Raw genomic sequence first — 21,564 nt, forward strand, 5'->3', positions numbered from 1 at the left:
AAGGCATAGGTGTTAAAGATAGGCCGCCAAAATTTCCATCAACTGGTCTACGTCGACGGGTTTTGACTGGTAAGCATCAGCCCCTGCAGCCAGGCATTTCTCCCGGTCGCCGGTCATGGCCTGAGCCGTCACCGCAACAACCGGGATATGCTTATAGCGTTGGTCTGCTTTCAGCAGGGGGATGGCTTCGTACCCATCCATGTCTGGCATCATCATGTCTATTAAGATAACGCCAATATTTTCGTGCCAACCCAGCAGCTCAAAGGCTTCCTTCATACTACCTGCCGAAGCAGTTACGTAGCCTTTGGCTTTGAGTACAGCCGTAAGTGCAAATATATTCCTGCTATCATCATCGATGATGAGTATGGTTTTGCCGGATCGGTTCATGGGGTCATCATTTTATTATTGGTACAACCATACACGCAGCAATGATATCAGCTGGTCTACATCCACTGGTTTGGTGATGTAGTCAGAGGCACCGGCCGCGATGCATTTTTCGCGGTCACCGGCCATGGCCTTGGCCGTAATGGCTATGATCGGTAGGTTCTTGTACTTATAGTTTTCCCGTATGCGACGCGTCGACTCGTAGCCATCCATTTCGGGCATCATCATATCCATCAGTACCAGGTCTACCTCATCGTGCTCTTCCAGTTGTTTGAGCGCGTCCTTGCCGTCGGTCGCCGATACTACGTTCATGTCGTAGGTCTCCAGCGACTTGGACAAAGAGAAGATATTGCGGACATCATCATCCACTACCAGGACGGTTTTTCCTTTGAGTACTTCCCCGAACTCACCCATTTTCTTGTATCGGCTGGGCTTGGTTTCCTTATTGTTCTCCTCAACCAGGTGGAGAAACAGGGATACCTCATCCAGGATGCGCTGGTAGGAATGGGCCGTTTTGATTACTATCGAATCAGCATACTGCTTGATCTTTTTCTCCTCGATATGGGATAAGCTACGACCAGTAAAGATAATGATTGGCAGATTTTCCAGACCGGGCGTTCTTTTTACCTCTTCCAGAATCTCGTAGGAAGGCTGTGGGTTTTCGCCCATATCCAGAATCACACAATCTACTTCTTCCTCATTCAGTGCACTAATCCCCTTCGTAACCGAGGTATGGATTTCGGATGCTACGTTGAATGTCTGCAGGAAGTAGGCGAGCGCCTGGGCATGCTTGGCATTTTCCTCCACGATCATCACCTTTTTGGGGTGCCGGCTGAGGGCTTCCTCAATCTTCGAGAACATCACACTCAGCTTTTCGAAGGTGACGGGCTTGTCTATGAAGTCCATGGCGCCTTTAGATATGCTCTTACTTTTCACCTGCAGTGATGACATCATATGCACCGGGATCGGACGCGTTGATAGGTCAGATTTCAGCTCATCCATCACATCCCAGCCACTCTTGACGGGGAGCTGCACATCCAGCAGAATACCGATGGGCAGGTACTGACGGGCCAGTTCGATCCCCTCATCCCCCCGCACCGAAACAATGCCCTTATAGCCTTTGCTGCGGGTGTAGTCGAGTAGTGAACGGGCAAAGGCGGTATCATCTTCAATGATCAGGATCACCTTATCGCCACGTGTAATGGTAGTGCGATCGTCGGGGATGGGTGAAGGTATGATACTACTGATATATTCATCATGGCTTTTTGCAGGCTTTGCTGCCGTTGCCTCTCCTTTATGGTTGGTTAGTGTAGTCTCCGTACGTACCGCTGGTGTTTCGGGTTTAGCTATGGGTTGTCCCCGGCGTAAGGGCACCAACAGCGTAAACTCACTGCCCTTATCTACTTCACTGCTGACCTGGATCTCCCCACCCAGCAGCTTGGCCAGCTCACGGCTTATGGACAAACCAAGACCAGTACCTCCAAACTGCCGACGCGTGGAGCCATCGGCTTGCTTGAAGGCCTCAAATATGGTCTGGAGCTTGTCGTTGGGAATACCAATACCGGTATCCTTTACTTTGAATAGTACCGACTGGCCTTCTTTGACAACATGTAGTTGGACAGAGCCCTTCTTGGTAAACTTGAGGGCATTGGAGATCAGGTTGCGCAGGATCTGATCCAGTCGCAGGCGGTCTATTTCAAGGGTGGCAGGTACCTGATCCCCCAAGGTAGCCGAGAACTCGATACCCTTGTCACGGGCTATGGGTGTAAACAGTGATTCCAGCTCATCGACAACATCCTGTAGCTTTACGTCTGTATATTCCAGATCCATCTTACCTGCCTCAATCTTGGACAAATCCAGAATCTCATCGATCAGAGTAAGTAGTCCTTTACCCGAAGTCTGGATCACATTGGCGTATTCAATTTGCTCCGTGGTCAGGTTGCTTTCGTGGTTTTCGCTCAGCAGACGTGATAGCAGCAGGATAGAGTTGAGCGGAGTACGCAGCTCGTGCGACATATTGGCCAGGAACTCCGATTTGTACTTAGTACTTTGGGCCAGTTCCTCGGCCTTGGCCTGAATATCAAAGTTACGCTCCAGGATAAGCTCGTTCTTTTCTTCCAGCTGACGGCTTCTTTCTTCAAGTTCCTGGTTGGCCTGCTGGAGCTCTTCCTGCTGTACCTTCAGCTCCTCTTCGGATGCCTGCAGCTTTTCGGCCTGTGCCTCCAGTTCGGCGTTGATATTTTCAAGTTCGCTGTGCTGGGCCTGTAGTTCTTCGGCCTGGGCCTGGGTTTCTTCCAGGAGTTCCTGTACGCGTTCGCGGTTCTGGGCAGCGTTGATGGCGATGCCGAGGTTGAAGGAAACGGCATCCAGGAATGTTTTCTTGGTGGTGGAGTAGCCCTGCAGGGACGCGAGTTCTACTACTCCTTTGATGACATTGTTGTAGACAATCGGAACGGCAATGACTGACTTAGGCTTTATTTCTCCGGATACCAGACTTAGCGTATAATCGTCGGGAGCCAGATCCGTCACTTCCATCATTCTTGCTGATTGGGCACACTGTCCGGCCATTCCCTCGCCAAACTGCAGGGGCTTTCTGTTTTCCAGCATTAGCGCGTAGCCACTCGTGCGTTCCAGATTACCCTCGCTGTTGATGATATAAAAGGCTCCTACCTGACTATTGGAATATTCAGTAATGAAGTCCAGCGAATTCTGAGCCAGGGTACGTATGTCCTGTTCGGCAATGATACGTTCGTTGAGCGCCGCTATACCCGACTGCAGCCATTCTTTTTCGGAGAGCTGCGTGAAAGAGTAATCCAGCGATGCAGCCATCTTATTCAGCGAACTGGCAATGCCTCCCAGTGCGTCTTCGCCCTCGTCCGTTACTTTTACTTTATAGTTTCCGGATGATATCTGTTCGGCGATCTCCTCTATGATGGTTAGTCTTTTGGATATTTCTTCGTCTTTATCCTGGAGTTCTTTCTGAAGTTGCAGCCTTTTTTCAAAGTCGGAGTTTACCCGGAAGAACGAAACCGCCGTAACCAGAATGGCCAGCAGCGAAGCAATGACAATGAATATGGGAGTGGTAGTAGAGAACTGCTTAAGCTCGTCGGTGCGGCTGGCCAGTAAATCTCTTTCACGGCTGGCCATTTCATCAATCACCGCACGTAGCTGGACCATGGTGGTTCTACCGCTTTCGAGGTCGGCCAGGGGTAACTGCCCCGTACTTTCATACCTGAATATTACATCCTGCAGGATATTAAAGCGCTTATCAAGCAATGCCCTCAGAGAAGCCGCACTACGCTGCTGATCTTCATTATCTCCTACGAGAGCTTCCACCCTTCGGTAGGATTGCAGCGCTCTTTCACGCGACTCATTGTAGGGGTCCAGGTAGCGCTTATCGTGGGTGAGCAGGTAGCCGCGTTGTCCGGCCTCACCGTCCTTGGCGGCTAGTACAATGGCATCGAGCTCCTTGATGATCGTGTTGGTCTGCGTGACCAGGTCAGAGCTATACAGCAGATTACGGATGCTTATGTAGGAAGCAACCGAACTAATGGTCAGTAGTATAAGTGAAATGCCGTACCCAACCAGCAGGTTACGTTTGAATGGATTCATGAGGGGTTATGGTATTAGGTTATTCAGCGGGAACAAATAATTCGGTTTGACGTACGGGCAGCACGATGATAAACGTAGTGCCTCCGCCATCTTTGCTTCTGGCACTGATCAGCCCGTTATGTTTTTCAATGATTTTTTTGACAATGGCCAGGCCGATACCGGTTCCTTCGTACTCGGTCCGGGAGTGCAGGCGCTGAAAAATGCTGAAAATTTTATCGAGGTACATCTCGTTAAAGCCAATCCCATTGTCTTGAACGAATATCCGCAGGTACTCACCCGTATCGGTGGTAGCCGAGGCGGTCAGGGACTTCTCAGTGATGAACTCAGCCCAGATCCTGACAACCGGAGGCAACTCGCTCTTCGAAAACTTCAGGGCGTTACTGATCAGGTTCTGGAACAACTGGCGCATCTGACCGGGTATAGCTTCTACCCTGGGTATTTCATCACAATGTATCCGGGCCTGCTTTTCTTCGATGGAAAGTTCGAGTGCCTGTATGGTTTCATGAATGATAGCATTCAGGTTTACCTCCGAAAAAAATGTTTCGGCTGATAGCTTTGAATAGTTGAGCAGATCGTTGATCAGGTTACGCATCCGCTCGGACGACGCATTAATCTTCTTCATAAGTTCGGCCGCCTCATCTATATGACTCAGGTACTTCTCGTCAATGATGTGCCCAAACGTGATGATTTTTCGGAGAGGCTCCTGGAGGTCGTGTGAGGCCAGTGAAGCAAACTGAGCCAGTTCCACATTTCGGATTTCCAGATCCTTGTTCAGCTGCAGTAACTCTAAGGTGCGGTCCCGTACCTTTTCTTCGAGCAGCAGATTCATCTGCTCTACGGCTTCCTGCGCCTTTTTCCGGGTTTCTATTTCTTCCTTCAGCGCTTTCTGTACCGACTGCAGCTCACGGGTCTGCTCATAGAGTTTATAAAAGGTCTTAACTTTGAGCAGCAGCAGATCCGGATCAAAAGGCTTGGTGATATAATCTACGCCACCCGATTCGTAACCTTTGGTGATGAAGCGCTTATCTATATTGACAGCAGATAAGAATATAATAGGGATGTCCCTGGTTTTGCTGTACCCGGTGATGGTTTCGGCTACCTCAAAGCCGTCCATGCCGGGCATTTGCACATCCAGAATGATCAACGCATACTCCTTTTTTAGAATCTTAAGTAGTGCCTCCTCACCCGAAGTTGCGGTATCCACTTCGTATAGATTGAGTTGTAGAAGCGTTTTGAGCGAAAATAAATTTTCCTGTTTGTCGTCAACAATAAGGATCATGCGTGCCTGAGAACTTACCTTCCATAAACTAGTATTTCGGGTAAATAGATTTTATAGTTGTCTGTTGATACCTGATTTATTGCAATTTGTCATTATTCTTATCGTGTACAATAGCTTAAACAGAGAAAGCCGAAGTACTCTTCACGGATTCTATCAGCCCCAGTAGTAGCTGATGTCCTGGTAGAGTTACCGAGCCTTCAGTAGCTGGTAATAAGAAGTATTGTCCCTGGTTAGGGCTTCACAGTCAGAGGGGGATCGCCTGATCCACTACCGGCAGCACAAGGCACAGGTCAGGCAGAGCCGGGGCGGTATACCCTTCGTTAGATTAACGATATACCGCTCTCAATGACAAATATACTACGATACATCTTTCTTTATGCATGAAAAGGCGATGAATAAGTCTACTGTAGTAAACTACCCGTAGTGGGTGCAAAGGATTTATCATATTATGATAATATATAGCAGACTCCTACGTGGGCCGTTCGAGTAGAGTGGTAGTAGATAGATAGGGGCATCAGCCGTACCTGCGTGTACGTTAGTGTAATTCGCTGGGTAGGTACTTGAAGTATTTCTTGAATGCAGCCGTAAAATGGGCGTGGTTGCGGTATCCGACCAGGTGGGCAATTTCACCAATGGATTTCTCCTGTTCGAGTAGCCAGTTTCGGGCCAGTTCCATGCGCTGCTGCAGTACAAATCCGTAGATGGTATTACCTACCTGCTCCTTAAAGTCTTTTTTGAGTCGGAACTCGTTTAGCCCAATCATTCGGGCCAGTTCGGTAATGGTGGGGGGGCTTTGGTAGGTTTCCTCCAGTATGCGCTTAGCTTCCTCGATCTTTTGCCAGTCGCTCCCTTTGGATGTACTTCTTTGCAACGCTGTCGCATTGATCTGTTCGATCTGAAGCATCAGCAGCTCAATAACCTTTGATTCAATGAATAACTTTTTGAGGTCTCCGCACCGGTCACAGTGTTGTATTTCACTGATCACCCTGCGCATGGCCGGTGTGATGGGCATGTTCTGAGGAGTCATGTAGGTACATTGGCCTGCCTGTATACCCTGAGCAAAGGACTGATGCAGAGCACTGTCGGGAGCTATCAGGTGGAAGTATACCTCCCTCGGAATCCAGATGGTGAAGTAATTGAGTGTTTGAGCCGAGGTGTGGCAATCAAAGGTGCGCTGGGAGTTGGGCTGGTAGCAGATCGTGTGCTGATTGGGCGAAAACTGACGTTCGTCCGTTTGCCCTTTCGCTTCGATCATACCTCCGCCTTCGAGTAAGAAATGGAGCTGAACGCCCTCGCCCTCGACCTGTTTTTCTAGCCGAACCTGATCTTTTAATTGAAAATCAACCTGACAAATAAGAAAAGGACCCGCCTGGGTTTGTTCATCCACAATCTGACTACCATCCGCCAGGTTTACGGTATTACACGTTTCTACCAGACCGCTCACTTCGCTCTGCGGATCCCCGATGTTCTGGTGACACAGCCAGCATTCAGTTCCGCTTACTTGAACAGCCACTTTCATAGAAATTTCCTTTTACGATATAATTTGTCCGGATTACGATAACACCCTGCACAAATGTAGTAACATCTTTGCACAAGTTTATAATTAGTCTAAATAAGAAAATGATAAATAAAGTTTACCTCATCTGTTTACTAATGCTTCTCGCACGGCTTAGCTGGGCACAAAATCAACTTTCTACTATACAGGGTAAAGTACTGGACGAAACCGGAAGTCCGATCCCGATGGCTTCGGTCATCCTGGAAGGAACCCGCTACGGAGCATCTTCTAATGAGTCAGGCTTTTTCAAAATGACCAGAGTACCCAACGGGCAGTACAAGATTATCGTATCAAGCATTGGTTACGAAACGACTAGTAAGAAGGTAGAGGTAAGCGGAGATGAGGTCGTGAGTCTTACTTTCAGAATAGTCACTTCGGCCAATGAACTGGAAGGTGTGGAAGTATTTGGTGCCCGGGACCGGCAACCCGATAAGCTAGACGCCATTACCCGCCTGCCCCTGAAGCCCAGCGACCAGATCCAGAGTATCTCGGTTATATCTAACAAACTGATCGAACAGCAGGGGGCTCTCTCCGTCATAGAAGGGGTACGGAACGTACCGGGGGTATATACCTACGCTACCTACGGGGGTGTGAAGGAAAGTATATCGGCCCGGGGCTTCCGGGGCATACCTACCCTGAAGAATGGCGTACGCGTAATGACCGACTTCAGGGGTATGGGATACCCTACGGACATGCAGGGTGTAGAGAATATACAAGTGATAAAAGGTACTTCGTCAGTAACGCAGGGATTGGGGCAATCGTCGGGCTCGGCTACTGACCTGGGCGCACCGGGTGGACTGGTGAACGTAGTCACAAAAACACCAAAGTTCATCAATACCGGGACGGCGTCGCTTAGAGCCGGTAGCTTCAACCTGTTCCGTCCTACCTTTGATGTACAGGGGGTACTGAATCCCGCCAGGACCATTGCATTTCGTCTGAACGGGGCCTACCAGAACGGCGGTAAGTTCCGCAAGGGTATGGATAAAGAATCCTTCTACATCAACCCATCGCTGGCATTCAGACCGGACGAAAAAACGATGGTTACGCTGGAGATGGATTACTACAATGTCAATGAAACCATCGACGCCGGTACCGTGAACCTGTCGGTGCTGCCCAACCCGGCTTTTGATCCTAGCCGTCCGGCCAACAGCCGCAATGCAAGGTACCTGACCAACATGACCAACGATATCTATGACCTGCCTACGGATCGTATGCTGGGTTTCAAATCGGATATCTCTTCGGTACGGCACAGTACCTATACCGCCAGCTTCCGCCGCTACCTGGATCTGGACAATAAGCTCTACGTACGGGGAGCCATCTACCGCTCCATCTATGATGCCGATGCCATTCGTACTGCTTTGACACCTTTGGCGAGCCGTAAAGACACGAACGATGTACATGTTAACCTTTATACCCGATCAATTAGCCATAACCAGCCACGCCTCGACAAAAACATGGTGATCCAGATTGACCTCGTGGGTGAAAAGATCCAGACGGGGGCTATTACCCATACCTTTATGGTGGGAGCCGACTATAAGGTGACGGACCTGACCGAGTACGCGTATAACACCATCAGCATACCCGGCGTCATCAATGTCTTTGATCCGACCACAATCTCCAATACGCTACCCTTCGGTACACCTAACTTTACCAAGTCGGGCGAGACGATCAGTAAAACGACTAATATGGGGATGACGGTGCAGGATGTAATCTCGGTGGCGGAATGGATGAAGGTATTCGGAGGTCTGCGATTCAGTACCAACCAGAGCAGCTCGCCCCTTAATCCGGCCTTTACCCGAACCCAGTTCTGGAATCCGCTGGCGGGCATCATGGTAACGGCCAAAAAAGGACTGAACCTGTTTGCCTCCTACACCAACAGTACCCGCCCCGAAAACGTGAGCCAGATCGACGAAGCTGGCAATACCTTTGGCAACAGCTACATCACCCAGTGGGAAACCGGGGTTAAATCGGACTGGCTGGACAATCGCCTGCGCTTTAACCTGACCCTGTACCGGATCGAGCAGAAGAACATCATCGAGCAGCTGTACGACATCAATAACAACGCCATTACTGTGAACGGCCGTAACGTGTACCGGGCCAGTGGGGATGATCGCCGCCAGGGCGTAGAGGTAGAGCTGACCGGACGTATTTTGGAAAATCTGGAAGCTATCATTGGGTACTCCCACATTGATGCCGAATACCGCCGTACCAACGTAAACGTAGAAGGCTCGGCTCCTAACAATACCCCCCGCCATACCTTTAACGGTTGGTTGAACTACACCTTAGTAAGAGGTATTGCCAAAGGACTTAATGTAGGTGCGGGAGTATACTACCTCGGCGAGCGCCCTTACAACGACTGGACCCAGGTGGGCTACACGACCCACGGCCTCGACACCAGCAAGGAGCCCTGGTTTAACAAAGCCTATACACTTCTGAATGCGCAGGTTGGCTACCAGGTGAATCGCCAGTGGGGCGTGAGGCTGTATGCCAACAACATCCTGGATACCGTCGGCTATGATGCCTACCGGACCTCATTCATTGACCGGATCCAGCCCCGCAACTTTTCGGGCAGCCTGACGTATAAGTTCTGATCTTTAAATAATATAAAAATGTAAGGAGTGGAGATGCTAAATTTTAGTTTTTTCTCCACTCCTTTGCGATGAAAAGTACAAATCTGACGTTCAATACTAAAACCCCAACAATCTACCATGAAAACCATTTTTTGCTATCTGTCGCTGCTGGTTGCGATCAGCCAGGTAAGCCTGGCCGGTACTGCCGAATCCATGTTTAGCGACACCACCCGCGCCTATGCGGTACCAACCCTGGTCAAGACGCCCAAAAATACCGTAGCTCTGTCGTGGACCGAGAAGGATCAGGCCGGTACTGTTCACTTCTATTGGGCCGAGTCCAGGGATCAGGGAAAGACCTTTGGTGACAAGAAGCTGATCTTCGCTTCGCAGGGACTGGGTAACTCACGCCTGATGCGTCCCAAACTGATGTTCCGGCCGGATGGCTCGGCCGTTGCCGTTTTTGCCCTGCCTGGGCCTATGGTTCCGGTGGCTCAGGCTTCTGCTTCTTCGCATGATGCCCACGCTTCGCATTCAGGCGGACACCAGCAGCACGCCGATCATCAGCCCAAGAGCGAAAGCCGCGGTGGGCGCCCAACCGATCTTCAGATCGTATATAGTACTTCTAAGGATGGAAGTACCTGGACGGTACCTGTGCCCGTGCACCAGGACAAAACACCTAAAATCATACGCGGCTTCTTTGACGCTACAATACTGGGTAATGGCGAAATAGGAGTCGCCTACCTGAAAGATATACCCGGCAAGCCGCACGAGCGCGACCTGCGTTTTGTAAGCTCTACCGGAGGTAAATTCGGAGATGAAAAAGTACTGGACCCTTTCAGCTGCGACTGCTGCAACATAAGTCTGCTGGTAGATCAGAAGGGAGCGCTGCATGTGTACTACCGCGAAAACGAAGGCAACATTCGTGATATCGCCCACATGACTTCCACTGACCACGGAAAGTCATTTTCTAAATCAACTATACTGTCGGCGGATAACTGGCAGATCAACGGCTGTCCTCACTCAGGGCCTACCTCCAGCGCCGGTGGTGGCAACAACCTGGTAGCCTGGTTCTCGGGTGCAACAGACGCACCGGGTATTCGGGTAGTTGACCAGAAGGGCAATCGCCTTTTTGTACTGGATGATCCAACCGCCAAAAACGCCTACCTGGTACCTACACCTACTTCATCAGTGCTGCTATGGGAGCAAAATCAGGATGCCGAACCCGTACCTGCTTCGGTGATTGCGTATCGCATCATCAAAACGGGTGAGCCGGTTAAGACCCAGTTTGTTTCCAAATCAATTAACGGTACCAACGCTACCGGACTGGTAAACAATGGTAAGCTGGTAGTGGCCTACGAAGTACGCAATACCAACAACAAGAACTCCATTCAGGTGGCACAGCTAGGGCTGTAAGGTACATCCTACATTTTCAATAAGAGCGCTTCAGCCCGTAGGCTGAAGCGCTCTTTTGTATGGAAAGTCAAGTAGTAATTAGGTCAAGGTCCTAAGAGCTACGGTTCTGTATCGTACTGACCTCTAAGTCACCTAGTCGGTGAGTAAACTACTCAGTCCACTACCAGTAAGTCAGCTACATCTCCTAGCTATCAGAAACAGGTGAAGGTTTAACTATACTACATATAGCCCTTATCAAAATAAGAGCCCCCGGATGCCTGTGCATCCGGGGGCTCTTATTTAACAATGGTCAATATTACTTGCTTATAGCGGTTTCGGCCGGTTGAAATTTGCTCTTGGCAAACTGCCAGATGATAGGTAGGATAGAAACAAAAATGATACCCAGAACCACTTTCTCAAAGTTGTCTCTTATAAACGGAATGCTTCCCAGGAAGTATCCAGCCAGCGTAAGTCCGATTACCCAAAGTAGCGCACCAACTACGTTATAAGTAAGGAAGATGCGGTAGTTCATTCTACCTACTCCACCTACGAAAGGTGCCAGGGTACGTACGATCGGAACGAAACGGGCAATTACGATAGTGACAGCACCATACTTCTCATAAAAGCCCTGGGTTTTGTCGATGTGCTCTGGCTTCACGAAATTTTTGCCCAATATCTTTACCCTGAGCGCCTGCACTCCAAAATATTTACCAATCAGGTAGTTACAGGTATCGCCAAGAATGGCCGCAATCAGTAACAGAACTATTATAGCCCATACATTGAGATCGTCGGGGTATTGGGCAGCCAGCATACCTGCTGCAAATAACAAAGAGTCACCTGGCAGAAATGGCATGAATACTACACCCGTTTCCACAAAAATGATCAGGAAGAGGATGACGTAGGTGAGGGTTCCGTAGTCCTGAATGATCTGTCCTAGATGCTTGTCCAGATGAAGGAAGAAATCCAATGCTTGGCTAATAATTTCCATGATTTGTTAAAATTGGTGAAGACTTACTATGGTTAAAATTGATTACTTACAGATTAAAGTGTGTACAGCCACTGATATAGATTCAGAAAACAAGACTTGATCCTTTGCCAAAATGCCACTGTCTCTGGCTGAAAGTTTTAACATACGTTTAATAGTATTAAAATATACGTTCACTAGTACTACTTACAAATTGACGCAAGGTCACATTGGTAGGCAATTTACGACTTTTGCCTATAAACGCTTAGGTTTTTATGAATTACTACTTAAGCGGTATAGGTAGTAATCCTTTAGGTACTCAAGTTTAGGTACCAGTTATGCATCATTGTAAGCCTACGATCCAATACCTGAGTAGCTACCTGATTGACTACTACTGGTTTATTATGGGAATTGCCAGGCGCCGGTGATGCACTAGGTTGCCTAAAAGTCATCCAGAAATAATACAATAGCAAAACCCTGCGAATTGTTTTCTAAGATCGTATTATTTGTTAAAGTTGTTTGTAATGACCTTTTTTGCTATACCTGCCACTGTACATTTCTTGATGATGCTCAGAAATATCCTACTTCTGTAGGTCAGTTCGTAAGTACTGCCTATATACTTTATTCATTCCCTTTGATACTATTAAACCGTACCTCTACTATGTAGATGTGTTTATAATCATGTAAGTACATTATACTATTTGGATCAAGTTTACTAGTACAAGATTTGGAACGTTCTGGAGCATAATCCTAATTCATTGATACCTAGCCTGCCTTATGATTCTCTCTTCCCAAGTAGTATATCTGAGGGGTGTAGGTGCTTTTGTAGATAAAATCCCATTATACCTATGAAAGCTGCAATACCTATGAAAACTACAATCCTAACTGGAGTTTTTGCTGTCACAGTTGGTCTGGCACTGGGCCAGGTCCAGAAGGATGTAGAAAGTACCCTTGAAGTTCTGGATGTAAAGTCGGGGAAGCGCACGGTGGTCTTGAAGGAGCCACGCCATTTCGAAGCGCCTAACTGGTCTAGGGACGGAAAGTTCTTTATAATCAATGCCGACGGGAAACTTGAAAAAGTTACGACTAAGGGGCAAAAGCAGGGAATCATACCTACCGGCATTGCTGATCGGCTCAATAATGATCATGGGCTTACCTTTGACGGAAAAATGCTCATCGTGAGCCATAATGATCCACAAGTGACGAAGGGCGCCAAGTCGCGGATCTATACCTTACCGGCTGAGGGAGGTACCCCCAAGCTCATTACCGAAAAAGCACCTTCTTACTGGCACGGCGTGTCGCCCGATGGTAAAACACTGGTGTACTGTGCCGAGCGAGACGGGGCCTGGGATGTATACAGCATAAGTGCGAATGGTGGAGAAGAAAAAAGACTTACTGATGCTCCTGGTCTGGATGATGGACCTGAATATTCGTACGATGGACAGTGGATCTATTTTAACTCCAACCGAAGCGGCCGAATGCACCTGTACCGGATGCGTCCCGACGGCAGTCAGCAGGAACAACTGACAAACGACTCCTTTGACAACTGGTTTGGGCACCCTTCACCTGATGGAAAATGGCTGGCCTACATCAGCTACCTGGAAGATCAGAAGGGACAGCACCCGTTTGGGAAGGATGTAAAGCTACGGCTGATGAATCTGGAAACGCGCCAGATCAAGGATCTTACCGATGTATTCTTTGGTGGACAGGGAACCATCAATGTACCCAGCTGGTCGCCTGATGGCCGTCAGATTGCTTTTGTAACCTATCGGATGCTTAAGTAATCGCTTAACAGAGGAGTTAATAGGTAGTAAGTAATATGTGTAACCAGGAGTTATAGCAACTTTGGGCTGGTAAATAGGTAGTTAAGTAGCAGAAGATATAAGCTCATAAAGTAGATCTAAGGTGATAAAATAGAATCATTCGTGGCAAAATAGACGAGCAATTGTTTATTTTGCCATTCTATTTACATTGATATGGCAGGCTTTAAAGCTTGTGCAGGTGTAATATAACTCTCCTCGAACTGATTAAGAATAGCAGAAATCAATGATCTGGCCCAAGTTACTTGTGGTACAGAGGGGACTATTTTATCTAAGATTACCATGTTAGTTGCTTCTAACAAAATACAGGATTTTTATAATCAACTCATTGAAGGCTCTTCGGATGGGTTACTAGTCTGTACCCGCAAAGAAAGGGGCGGAGAGGCCGAATTTGAGATTTGTGCTGTCAATCAACAGGCGCGTACCCTACTTACCTGGCCCACCCAGGTCATGACACCGGTACCCATTGAGCAGGTTGTATCGGCTTCCTGCCTCAGGGAGACTCTGGCTGATGCACATCTTTCGAGGACCCGAAAGTCGGGTGTTCTGGAGCAATCATTTACGAATCACAGCAAGAGCTGGCTTAATTACGAAGTAAACCCCTACGGGGAAGCTTTGGTGGTACGTCTGGATAAGTGCTCTTCCACCGAATCCAGAGAAGCGCAGATCACCCAGGCCATCGGCCAGCATATTCAGGAAACCAACCTTACCTGTATTATCATATTCGAAGCGGTAAGGAATGAAGCCGGAAAGATCGACAATCTCCGTCTGACTTATCAGAATGAAGCCGCTAAAAATAACAGGGCTTTGGGCGTAGTCCCTCAGGTGGATTGGCTCGTAACAGACTGGTACCCTAACACCAAAACAACCGGCCATTTTAGCAAGTACGTTGAAGTGATCGAAACCGGTGTACCCTATGCTGCTGAACAGTACTATCCGGCCTATGATCAAAGTTTTCATGTAGCGGTGTCGAAGTGCGGTGATGGGATCATTATGAGCTACTACAGCATCACCGAAAAGCAAAAGGCAATCCGGCAGACGCAGCAGCAGGCCCAGTTGCTGCAGCAGATCATGAACAGCAGCCATGACTTTATCATGCTATGGGAGCCGGTCAGAGGGGCAGATGGGCAGGTGGTTGACTTCAAAGCGGTACAGTACAATCAGGCTGTGGTCAACGCTGGTTTATTTTCGGCCGACGATTTTAATAAATATACCCTCACTCAGCTGTCACCAGAGTCCAGGCATTTTATACCGTTGTACTCCCAGGTACTGGAAACGGGAGAACCCTTCCGGCTGGAGCAGCCTTTCCGAAAAGGGGAGCTTAACCTCTGGTTCGACCTGTCCGTGACCCGGCTCAACGATGGCGCCCTTTCCATATTCAAAGATATCACCGAACGCAAGCGGGCAACCCTTCGTATCCAGTCGCACAACAGTCTGCTGGAAAATGTCCTGAACAGTTCGGAGAATGCCATACTGGTGGCAGAGTCTATGCGGGATCAGGCAGGTGTGATCGTAGATTTTATGATTACAAAAGCCAATAAAACAGCCCAGAAGTACCTGGAACAAATGTTCGGTTGTGATGTAGTGGGCTCTTCGTTTATGAATCTGAGTCAGGGAAAGCTTGAGTTGTTTATGGATTTTGTAGAGGTGGCCGAATCAGGCAAACCGATTGTATACGAACAGCGGTATTATCCGCAAATTGATAAATGGTTTAAGGTATCAGCGCATCGTCTCGAAAACGGCATCGTAATCAATTACGTGGATGTAACGGCCATCCACACCTCACTGGTCAATGCCCAAAGCCAGACCGAACTTGTACAGGGAGTACTGGACGGGTCTATCAATGGGATATTTGCCATGGAACCGATCCGGGATGCAAGAGGCCAGGTAGAGGACTTCCGGGTACTACTTGCCAATGCCGGAGCGTCGCGTATTATAGGCTTACCCTGCGATAGGCTGGCCGGAAGCTCCCTGATTTCTCTCTTTCCGGATATTGCAGAGACGGGTTTCTTTGATATCTATCATAATGCTGTGCTTAATGACAGTCCCTTCCGGTCCGAACTGGCCTTTCCGGGCGCTGATGGTAAACAGTTCTGGTATGATGTGTCACTGACTCTGGTGAATCATAACATGGTCATTCTTTCCTTTGTCAATATTACGGATCGGGTACAGTTGCGTCAGCGTCAGGAGAAATTGCTGGAAGAACTCCGCCACTCAAACCTGTACCTCGAACAGTTTGCCTACGTAGCCTCCCATGACCTGCAGGAGCCAGCCCGTAAAATCCAATCGTTTGGGGATATCCTGGAACGCCAGTACGGGTCACTACTGCCAAAGCAGGGGGTAGATATCATCAACCGGATGCGTTCGGCGGGTAGTCGTATGCAGGATCTGATAGAGGGACTGCTCTCGTATTCGCGCTATTCGTCCCAGAAAGAAGCGCATAAAACCGTAGTACTTGATCAGGTCATCAATAACGTTATGCAGGATCTGGAAGGAGTCATCGAACAGAAAGGGGCAATTGTACATATCAGTAAACTACCCGTTGTGACTGGTAGTGCTGTACAACTCAGACAGCTGTTTCAGAATCTGTTAAGTAATGCCTTGAAGTTCTGTAAGGATGATACCCTACCAGAAATATCCATTGAAGCCGGACCGGCGACCGAAGAAGAAATCAACGCTACCGTGAAATGCATGGACAGAAGATGGTATGCCATCCGTGTCAAAGACAACGGCATTGGCTTTGATGATACCTACCGCGACCGGGTGTTTGAGCTATTTGTCCGGCTACACGGCAGGAGCCAGTTTGTGGGTAGCGGATTAGGATTGGCCATCAGCAAAAAGGTAGCTGAGCTGCACGGGGGCGGTATTACCGTGAAGAGCTCCATTGGTCAGGGAGCTACCTTTATTGTGGTACTACCCAGTCAGGAGAAGGCTTAGATCAATTAATTTAATATTGCACTAGCTCTGTGTTCTGCACATGGATATCCATCCGGCAGAGGCAGAGCTTTTTTTTGAACCTACCTGTACTACTCATGATCAAAACTTGGATCGGTAGGGAATCAGACTTTCTGTCTTTTTTGTATGATTGTAGCCTATAATAGGTCACCCTATGCGCTGTTTTGAGGTCCCGGTACACATTCACCTACTAAAACTTTTACTATTTGTCGTGCTGTTCGGACCTACTTTGGCGTCTGCTCAGCCCCACAAACCCGACCCCTTTCAGGGCCTGCCCTTTATTCAGAACTACAGCCCTCGCAACTACCTTCACCTGGTACCATCATATGAGCACACCGCTATCCTGCAGGACGCTCATGGGGCCATGCTGATAGGAAGCCACGGTGGTATACTCAGGTACAATGGTACTACCTGGCAATTAATCAAAATGCCCGGTCAGAGTCTGGTTTGGGGTCTTTCGATTGATCGTTCCGGCCGCGTGTACGTAAGTGCTACGGATAACCTCGGGTACCTGGAAACCGATGCTACCGGCCAGACCCGCTTTGTATCGTTGCTCGCGCATCTACCCAAAGGGGTAGGTCCCGTAGGTGAAGTGTGGAACGCAGTAGTTACTCCCGAAGGCGTGTACTACAAGTCCAACAAGTACCTGATGCGCTGGCACCAGAATGGTTTTAGGGTCTGGAAGGCCGAAACCGCGTACGGAGCCATTCAGTGGCTGGACCACAAGCTGGTCGTGCAGGTGTATCAGAGGGGGCTTTATGTCATAGAGAACGATGAGTTGAAGCCGTACAGCCTTGACGAGCAACTGGCTCAGAATCGGATTACATTCCTGCTCCCTTTGCGTAGCCAAAACTGGCTGATAGGTATGGCCACCGGAGGATTATTCTATTTTAATGGCCAGCAGGTTAAGCCGGTCCCAAGTCAATTGCAGGAGTACCTGGTTAATAACATTGCTTTCCACGCCGTTCTACTACCCAATGGCAATATTGCCCTGGCCACCTTGAAGGGAGGAATCGTCCTCATAGACCAGGAGGCACGAGTCCAGTCCATCATTACCAAAGAAAGCAGACTACCTACCAATACCGTTTACTACCTGGCACCGGACAGCCAGGGCGGCTTGTGGGTCAGTATGGAAAAAGGAATCAGCCGGATCAGGCTGGGCTCGGGCCTGACCCTCTTCAATGAGCAGAATGGTATACATCGGGAGGGATACGCAATGGCTACCCACCAGGGACAGGTATACGTAGGTACTACCGATGGCTTATTTATACTTGAAGCTAAAAAGCCGCTGGAAACCTCGGCGCATTTTCGGAGGGTACCTGGCTTTAACGGCAGTGTCTGGAGTCTCAGATCTATGGGTACATCCTTACTCATAGCTAGTGATGAGGGACTTGGTGAGTTACATAACGGAAAGGTAGTCCCCCTTCCTGCAACGGGTAGTCCGTGGGAAAACTACAGCCGTGATGTACAACCCAGTACCCTGGATACCTCCGTTTTTTTCAAAGCCTCCATGGGATTGTATGCATTCAGAAAGCGAGGGCAGTCGTGGAAGCAACTAGGCAAGGTGCAGGGGGTAGAGGGGGACGTTTCACAATTGGTAGAATCACCTACCGGTGATCTGTGGCTGGTTGAAAACCGGGGCGTGGTACGGGTGCAGTTCCCTAAGAAGGAGCGAGGCACCTTGCCGGATGATTTTGTCAGACATACTACCATCGAGCGGTTTGGTGCAGATAAGGGCCTACCGGCCGGAAAGGTCAGGCTGTACATCGTAAAACAGGATGTGCTGGCTCAGGTGGGAGAGCCTGACTTCAGGCTCTACAAATGGAATGGAACCTTGGGTAAATTTGAAGTACTCGAAAACTTCGGCAGCCCGTTTGGCCTTTCTTCCTACTTGGTACATCCTGCGCAGGAAAAGAGTAGTGACAAGGATCTGTGGCTGTGGGCTAAGTATCCGGGTGAGCGGAGCTGGCAGCTCATGCAGGTACTCAGGAAGCCGCAAGGAGGATACAGGGTAAATCAGATGGATATTAGTGGCGGTACCGAGCCGCTGAAGCACTTCCTGTTCCGGGACAATGATAACGCACTATGGTTCACTGGCGTGGACGGGCTGGTACGGTATGCTTACAGGGAGGAAAAGCAGAAAGTGGGCTCCTACCGTACCCTACTGCAGAGAGTAATACTACCGTCAGATTCGGTGGTATACCCAACTGCTTCTGAGGTAAAATTGCCGTACGAGCACAATTCACTCCGATTCGAGTTTGCTGCTCCCAGCTTCAATGGCACGGGCGAGAACCGATTCCAGTACCGGCTGGATGGGTACGATCAGGGCTGGTCGGCCTGGAGTCCAGACTACTTCAAAGACTACACCCGTATTCCCGAGGGTACCTATACCTTCCGCGTACGGGCTCGCAATGCGCAGGGGCAGGTTGGCGATGAGGCCGTCTATACCTTTACCATTCGTCCTCCCTGGTATCGTACCCTCCTGATGTACATCCTGTACCTGGCAGGTAGTGTTGGGCTGGTTTGGGGATTGCTGCGGTGGAGGTCGTCCAGGATCGAAGCCGAAAAAGCCCAGCTGGAACGGGTGGTACAGCTGCGTACCCGTGAGGTAGCTGATAAGAATACTCTTCTGAGCCATCAAACTCAGGAACTAGCCCGACAGGCCGAAAAACTCAGGGAGCTGGATCAGGTCAAAACCCGCTTCTATGCCAATATTTCCCATGAGTTCCGGACGCCGCTCACACTCATCCTGAACAACCTGCTCGACAAGCTTTCGGGTGCACAGCTAAGTACTTCCCAGGAACACGTATCGGTGGGGGTACATGAGCTGAACGTCATGTCGCGCAATGCCCGGAGGCTGTTGCAACTGATCAATCAGTTGCTCGATTTGTCCAAACTGGAGTCGGGGCACATGGTACTACACCGGCAGGATGTTGACCTGCGGCAGGTACTGAGCGTAGTATACGCTTCGTTTACTTCACTGGCAGAGTACCAGCGGGTGCACTTTGAGCTACAACTGCCGGATGAACCCGTACTGTGTCAGCAGGATGAGGACAAGCTGGAAAAGATACTGTACAATCTGCTTTCCAATGCGTTCAAGTTTACTCCAGCGGAGGGGAAGGTGCTATTGAAAGCGGATGTCGTAGAGTCTACCACACAACCCGATGCCGCCGATGTTCGCATCATGGTGAAAGATAGCGGACCGGGTATCCAGCCCGACCAACTAGACCGGGTATTTGACCGGTTTTATCAGGGCGAGCAACTGTATTCCGATGCGCAGGGAACGGGTATTGGTCTAGCTCTCGTCAGGGAACTGGTTGAGCTTCACCAGGGGCGCATTACCGTTAGCAGCGAGGCGGGGCAGGGAGCATGCTTCCAGGTACTACTTCCTCTGATTCCGCCCTCTTCACGTACTCCCTTAACTACCAAAGCTGTTCAGGAGGTACCCATCGACCTGCTGTTACTCCCTCATGTACCCACCGCAGTAGTGGCTACGCATCAGGTACCCGATCATTCCGAACCAGGCAAGCCTGACGATCAGCCAATCGTACTTGTGGTAGAAGATAACGACGACCTGCGCGCTTACATCAAAGCCCAACTAGAGCCTACCTACCAGGTACTTGAAAGTATGAACGGAGCCGAAGGATTGACGCTGGCCCAGGAAACTATTCCCGACCTGGTCATCAGCGACCGGATGATGCCCGTGATGGATGGAAATGAACTATGTAAGCAACTGAAGGCCCATCTTCCTACCAGCCACATACCGGTGATACTGCTGACCGCGCTGGCCTCAACCGAAGAGAAAGTGAAAGGACTGGAGACCGGCGCGGATGACTACCTGACCAAACCCTTTGATGCCCGCGAACTGCATGTACGGATCCACAATCTGATTGAGAGCCGGAAAAAGCTGCGGGAGCACTTTAGCCGGGAAATCCGGCTGGAGCCTACCGGAATAGTAGTACCTTCCGCCGAAGAGAAATTTTTACAACAAGTAATGCAGATCGTAGAGGATCGAATGGGAGATTCGGATTTCAGTGTCGATGAGTTTAGCCGTGAAGTGGGAATGAGCCGGGTACATCTGCACCGAAAGCTGAAGGCTCTGACCGGGCAATCGCCCAGCGATTTTATCAGGATGATCCGGCTAAAACGGGCCGCCCAGCTATTGGACGCGCGGGCGGGCAACGTTGCGGAAGTGGCTTATCAGGTAGGCTTCAACAATCTGTCCTATTTCTCCAGATGCTTCCGGGAGCAGTTTGGTAGGCTCCCCAACGAGTACGCCAGCCGTCCCGCCAAAACATGGTAGGAGTACTACATGAAGTACATAGAATAGCTAATACAAGAACAGCGCCTCCGTATGAGAGGCGCTGTTCTTGTATTGGCCCGGCTACTCGTATGTAACATCGGTGGTAACACAGGTACTATATGGGTAAAATGCTAGGGATCAACTACCTATAAAATTATAGCTGTTACGTCAGTGGCATCATTGGTTACGACAGTGGTAGACAGAGGAAGGGTGGGTAGTGTAGTTTTGCAGAGTCAATAAGACAATAAGCAAACACTAGCAGCCATGAAAAATCTTTGTCGAAATCTGATGATTGCCTGTGCAGTCATTCTTATATCCTTCCAGTCATCCGCCCCCGAAAGAGCCGGTCTCATCGGAAGGTGGAGTAAGTATCCGGGCTTTGTGTGGGAGCTGTATCATAACCGTACATTCTCCCTTTCCATCGGCTACGGTATCCATATGTTTGGCAAGTACTCCGCCGATGGGAACCGCCTCGTCCTGTCCAAACAATCGGGTACGTTGCTGGCCATGTTGTGCGGCATTCGATCAAGTTCCATGAAAGCCTCGGGCGACTACTACTTCGAGATGGACAAAGGGAACCTCGTGATCACCCAGTATAACGAAGGCTGCAAGGAGCAGAAGGGCGAAATACCCGGTACTTACCACCGCATCTAGTGGCAGGCTTAAGCTTGGTCTTACGCAACTTTTTCTCTTATAAATCATCCATTCTATTTATTAACCATTTTACATC

11 protein-coding genes are annotated in these 21,564 nt (G+C 49.3%); 6 read left to right on the plus strand and 5 right to left on the minus strand.

Annotation, left to right across the window (positions count from 1 at the left end; genetic code table 11):
* Positions 1-12: 12 nt before the first annotated feature.
* From JTN23_RS19000 to JTN23_RS19015, 4 genes are all read right to left on the minus strand, one after another.
* The gene (locus JTN23_RS19000) at positions 13-387 is read right to left on the minus strand and encodes a response regulator (protein WP_247236613.1); all 375 of its coding nucleotides are present in this window, start codon (positions 385-387) and stop codon (positions 13-15) included.
* Positions 388-402: 15 nt separating this feature from the next.
* On the minus strand, positions 403-3,996 hold the full coding sequence (locus tag JTN23_RS19005; protein ID WP_247236614.1) for a response regulator: 3,594 nt from the start codon (positions 3,994-3,996) through the stop codon (positions 403-405).
* A 19-nt stretch (positions 3,997-4,015) separates the two neighbouring features.
* A complete protein-coding gene (locus JTN23_RS19010) occupies positions 4,016-5,275 on the minus strand; it encodes a sensor histidine kinase (protein ID WP_247236615.1) in 1,260 nt (419 codons plus the stop codon).
* 535 nt (positions 5,276-5,810) lie between these two features.
* The gene (locus JTN23_RS19015; protein WP_247236616.1) at positions 5,811-6,794 is read right to left on the minus strand and encodes a helix-turn-helix transcriptional regulator; all 984 of its coding nucleotides are present in this window, start codon (positions 6,792-6,794) and stop codon (positions 5,811-5,813) included.
* Between the two features lie 134 nt (positions 6,795-6,928).
* On the opposite strand from JTN23_RS19015, the gene JTN23_RS19020 reads away from it, so the two are divergent.
* Positions 6,929-9,421 (plus strand): TonB-dependent siderophore receptor, encoded by a 2,493-nt coding sequence (locus JTN23_RS19020; RefSeq protein ID WP_247236617.1) that lies wholly within the window; start codon positions 6,929-6,931, stop codon positions 9,419-9,421.
* Between the two features lie 117 nt (positions 9,422-9,538).
* Entirely contained in the window at positions 9,539-10,813 is a 1,275-nt protein-coding gene (locus tag JTN23_RS19025) for a sialidase family protein (RefSeq protein ID WP_247236618.1), read from the plus strand.
* 295 nt (positions 10,814-11,108) lie between these two features.
* Here the strand turns inward: JTN23_RS19025 and JTN23_RS19030 are convergent, their stop codons facing one another.
* The gene (locus JTN23_RS19030; protein WP_247236619.1) at positions 11,109-11,780 is read right to left on the minus strand and encodes a DedA family protein; all 672 of its coding nucleotides are present in this window, start codon (positions 11,778-11,780) and stop codon (positions 11,109-11,111) included.
* Positions 11,781-12,622: 842 nt separating this feature from the next.
* On the opposite strand from JTN23_RS19030, the gene JTN23_RS19035 reads away from it, so the two are divergent.
* The 4 genes from JTN23_RS19035 (at position 12,623) to JTN23_RS19050 (ending at position 21,488) form a co-directional block, all read left to right on the plus strand.
* Positions 12,623-13,540, plus strand: coding sequence for a TolB family protein (locus JTN23_RS19035; protein WP_247236620.1), 918 nt, complete (start codon positions 12,623-12,625; stop codon positions 13,538-13,540).
* Between the two features lie 318 nt (positions 13,541-13,858).
* Entirely contained in the window at positions 13,859-16,513 is a 2,655-nt protein-coding gene (locus JTN23_RS19040; protein WP_247236621.1) for a PAS domain-containing sensor histidine kinase, read from the plus strand.
* 172 nt (positions 16,514-16,685) lie between these two features.
* Complete coding sequence (locus JTN23_RS19045) at positions 16,686-20,834, plus strand: ATP-binding protein (RefSeq protein ID WP_247236622.1); 4,149 nt, start codon at positions 16,686-16,688, stop codon at positions 20,832-20,834.
* 264 nt (positions 20,835-21,098) lie between these two features.
* On the plus strand, positions 21,099-21,488 hold the full coding sequence (locus JTN23_RS19050; protein ID WP_247236623.1) for a hypothetical protein: 390 nt from the start codon (positions 21,099-21,101) through the stop codon (positions 21,486-21,488).
* Positions 21,489-21,564: the final 76 nt, after the last annotated feature.

The sequence above is a fragment of the Telluribacter roseus genome (genome assembly GCF_017355915.2).
Classification (GTDB): domain Bacteria; phylum Bacteroidota; class Bacteroidia; order Cytophagales; family Spirosomataceae; genus Telluribacter.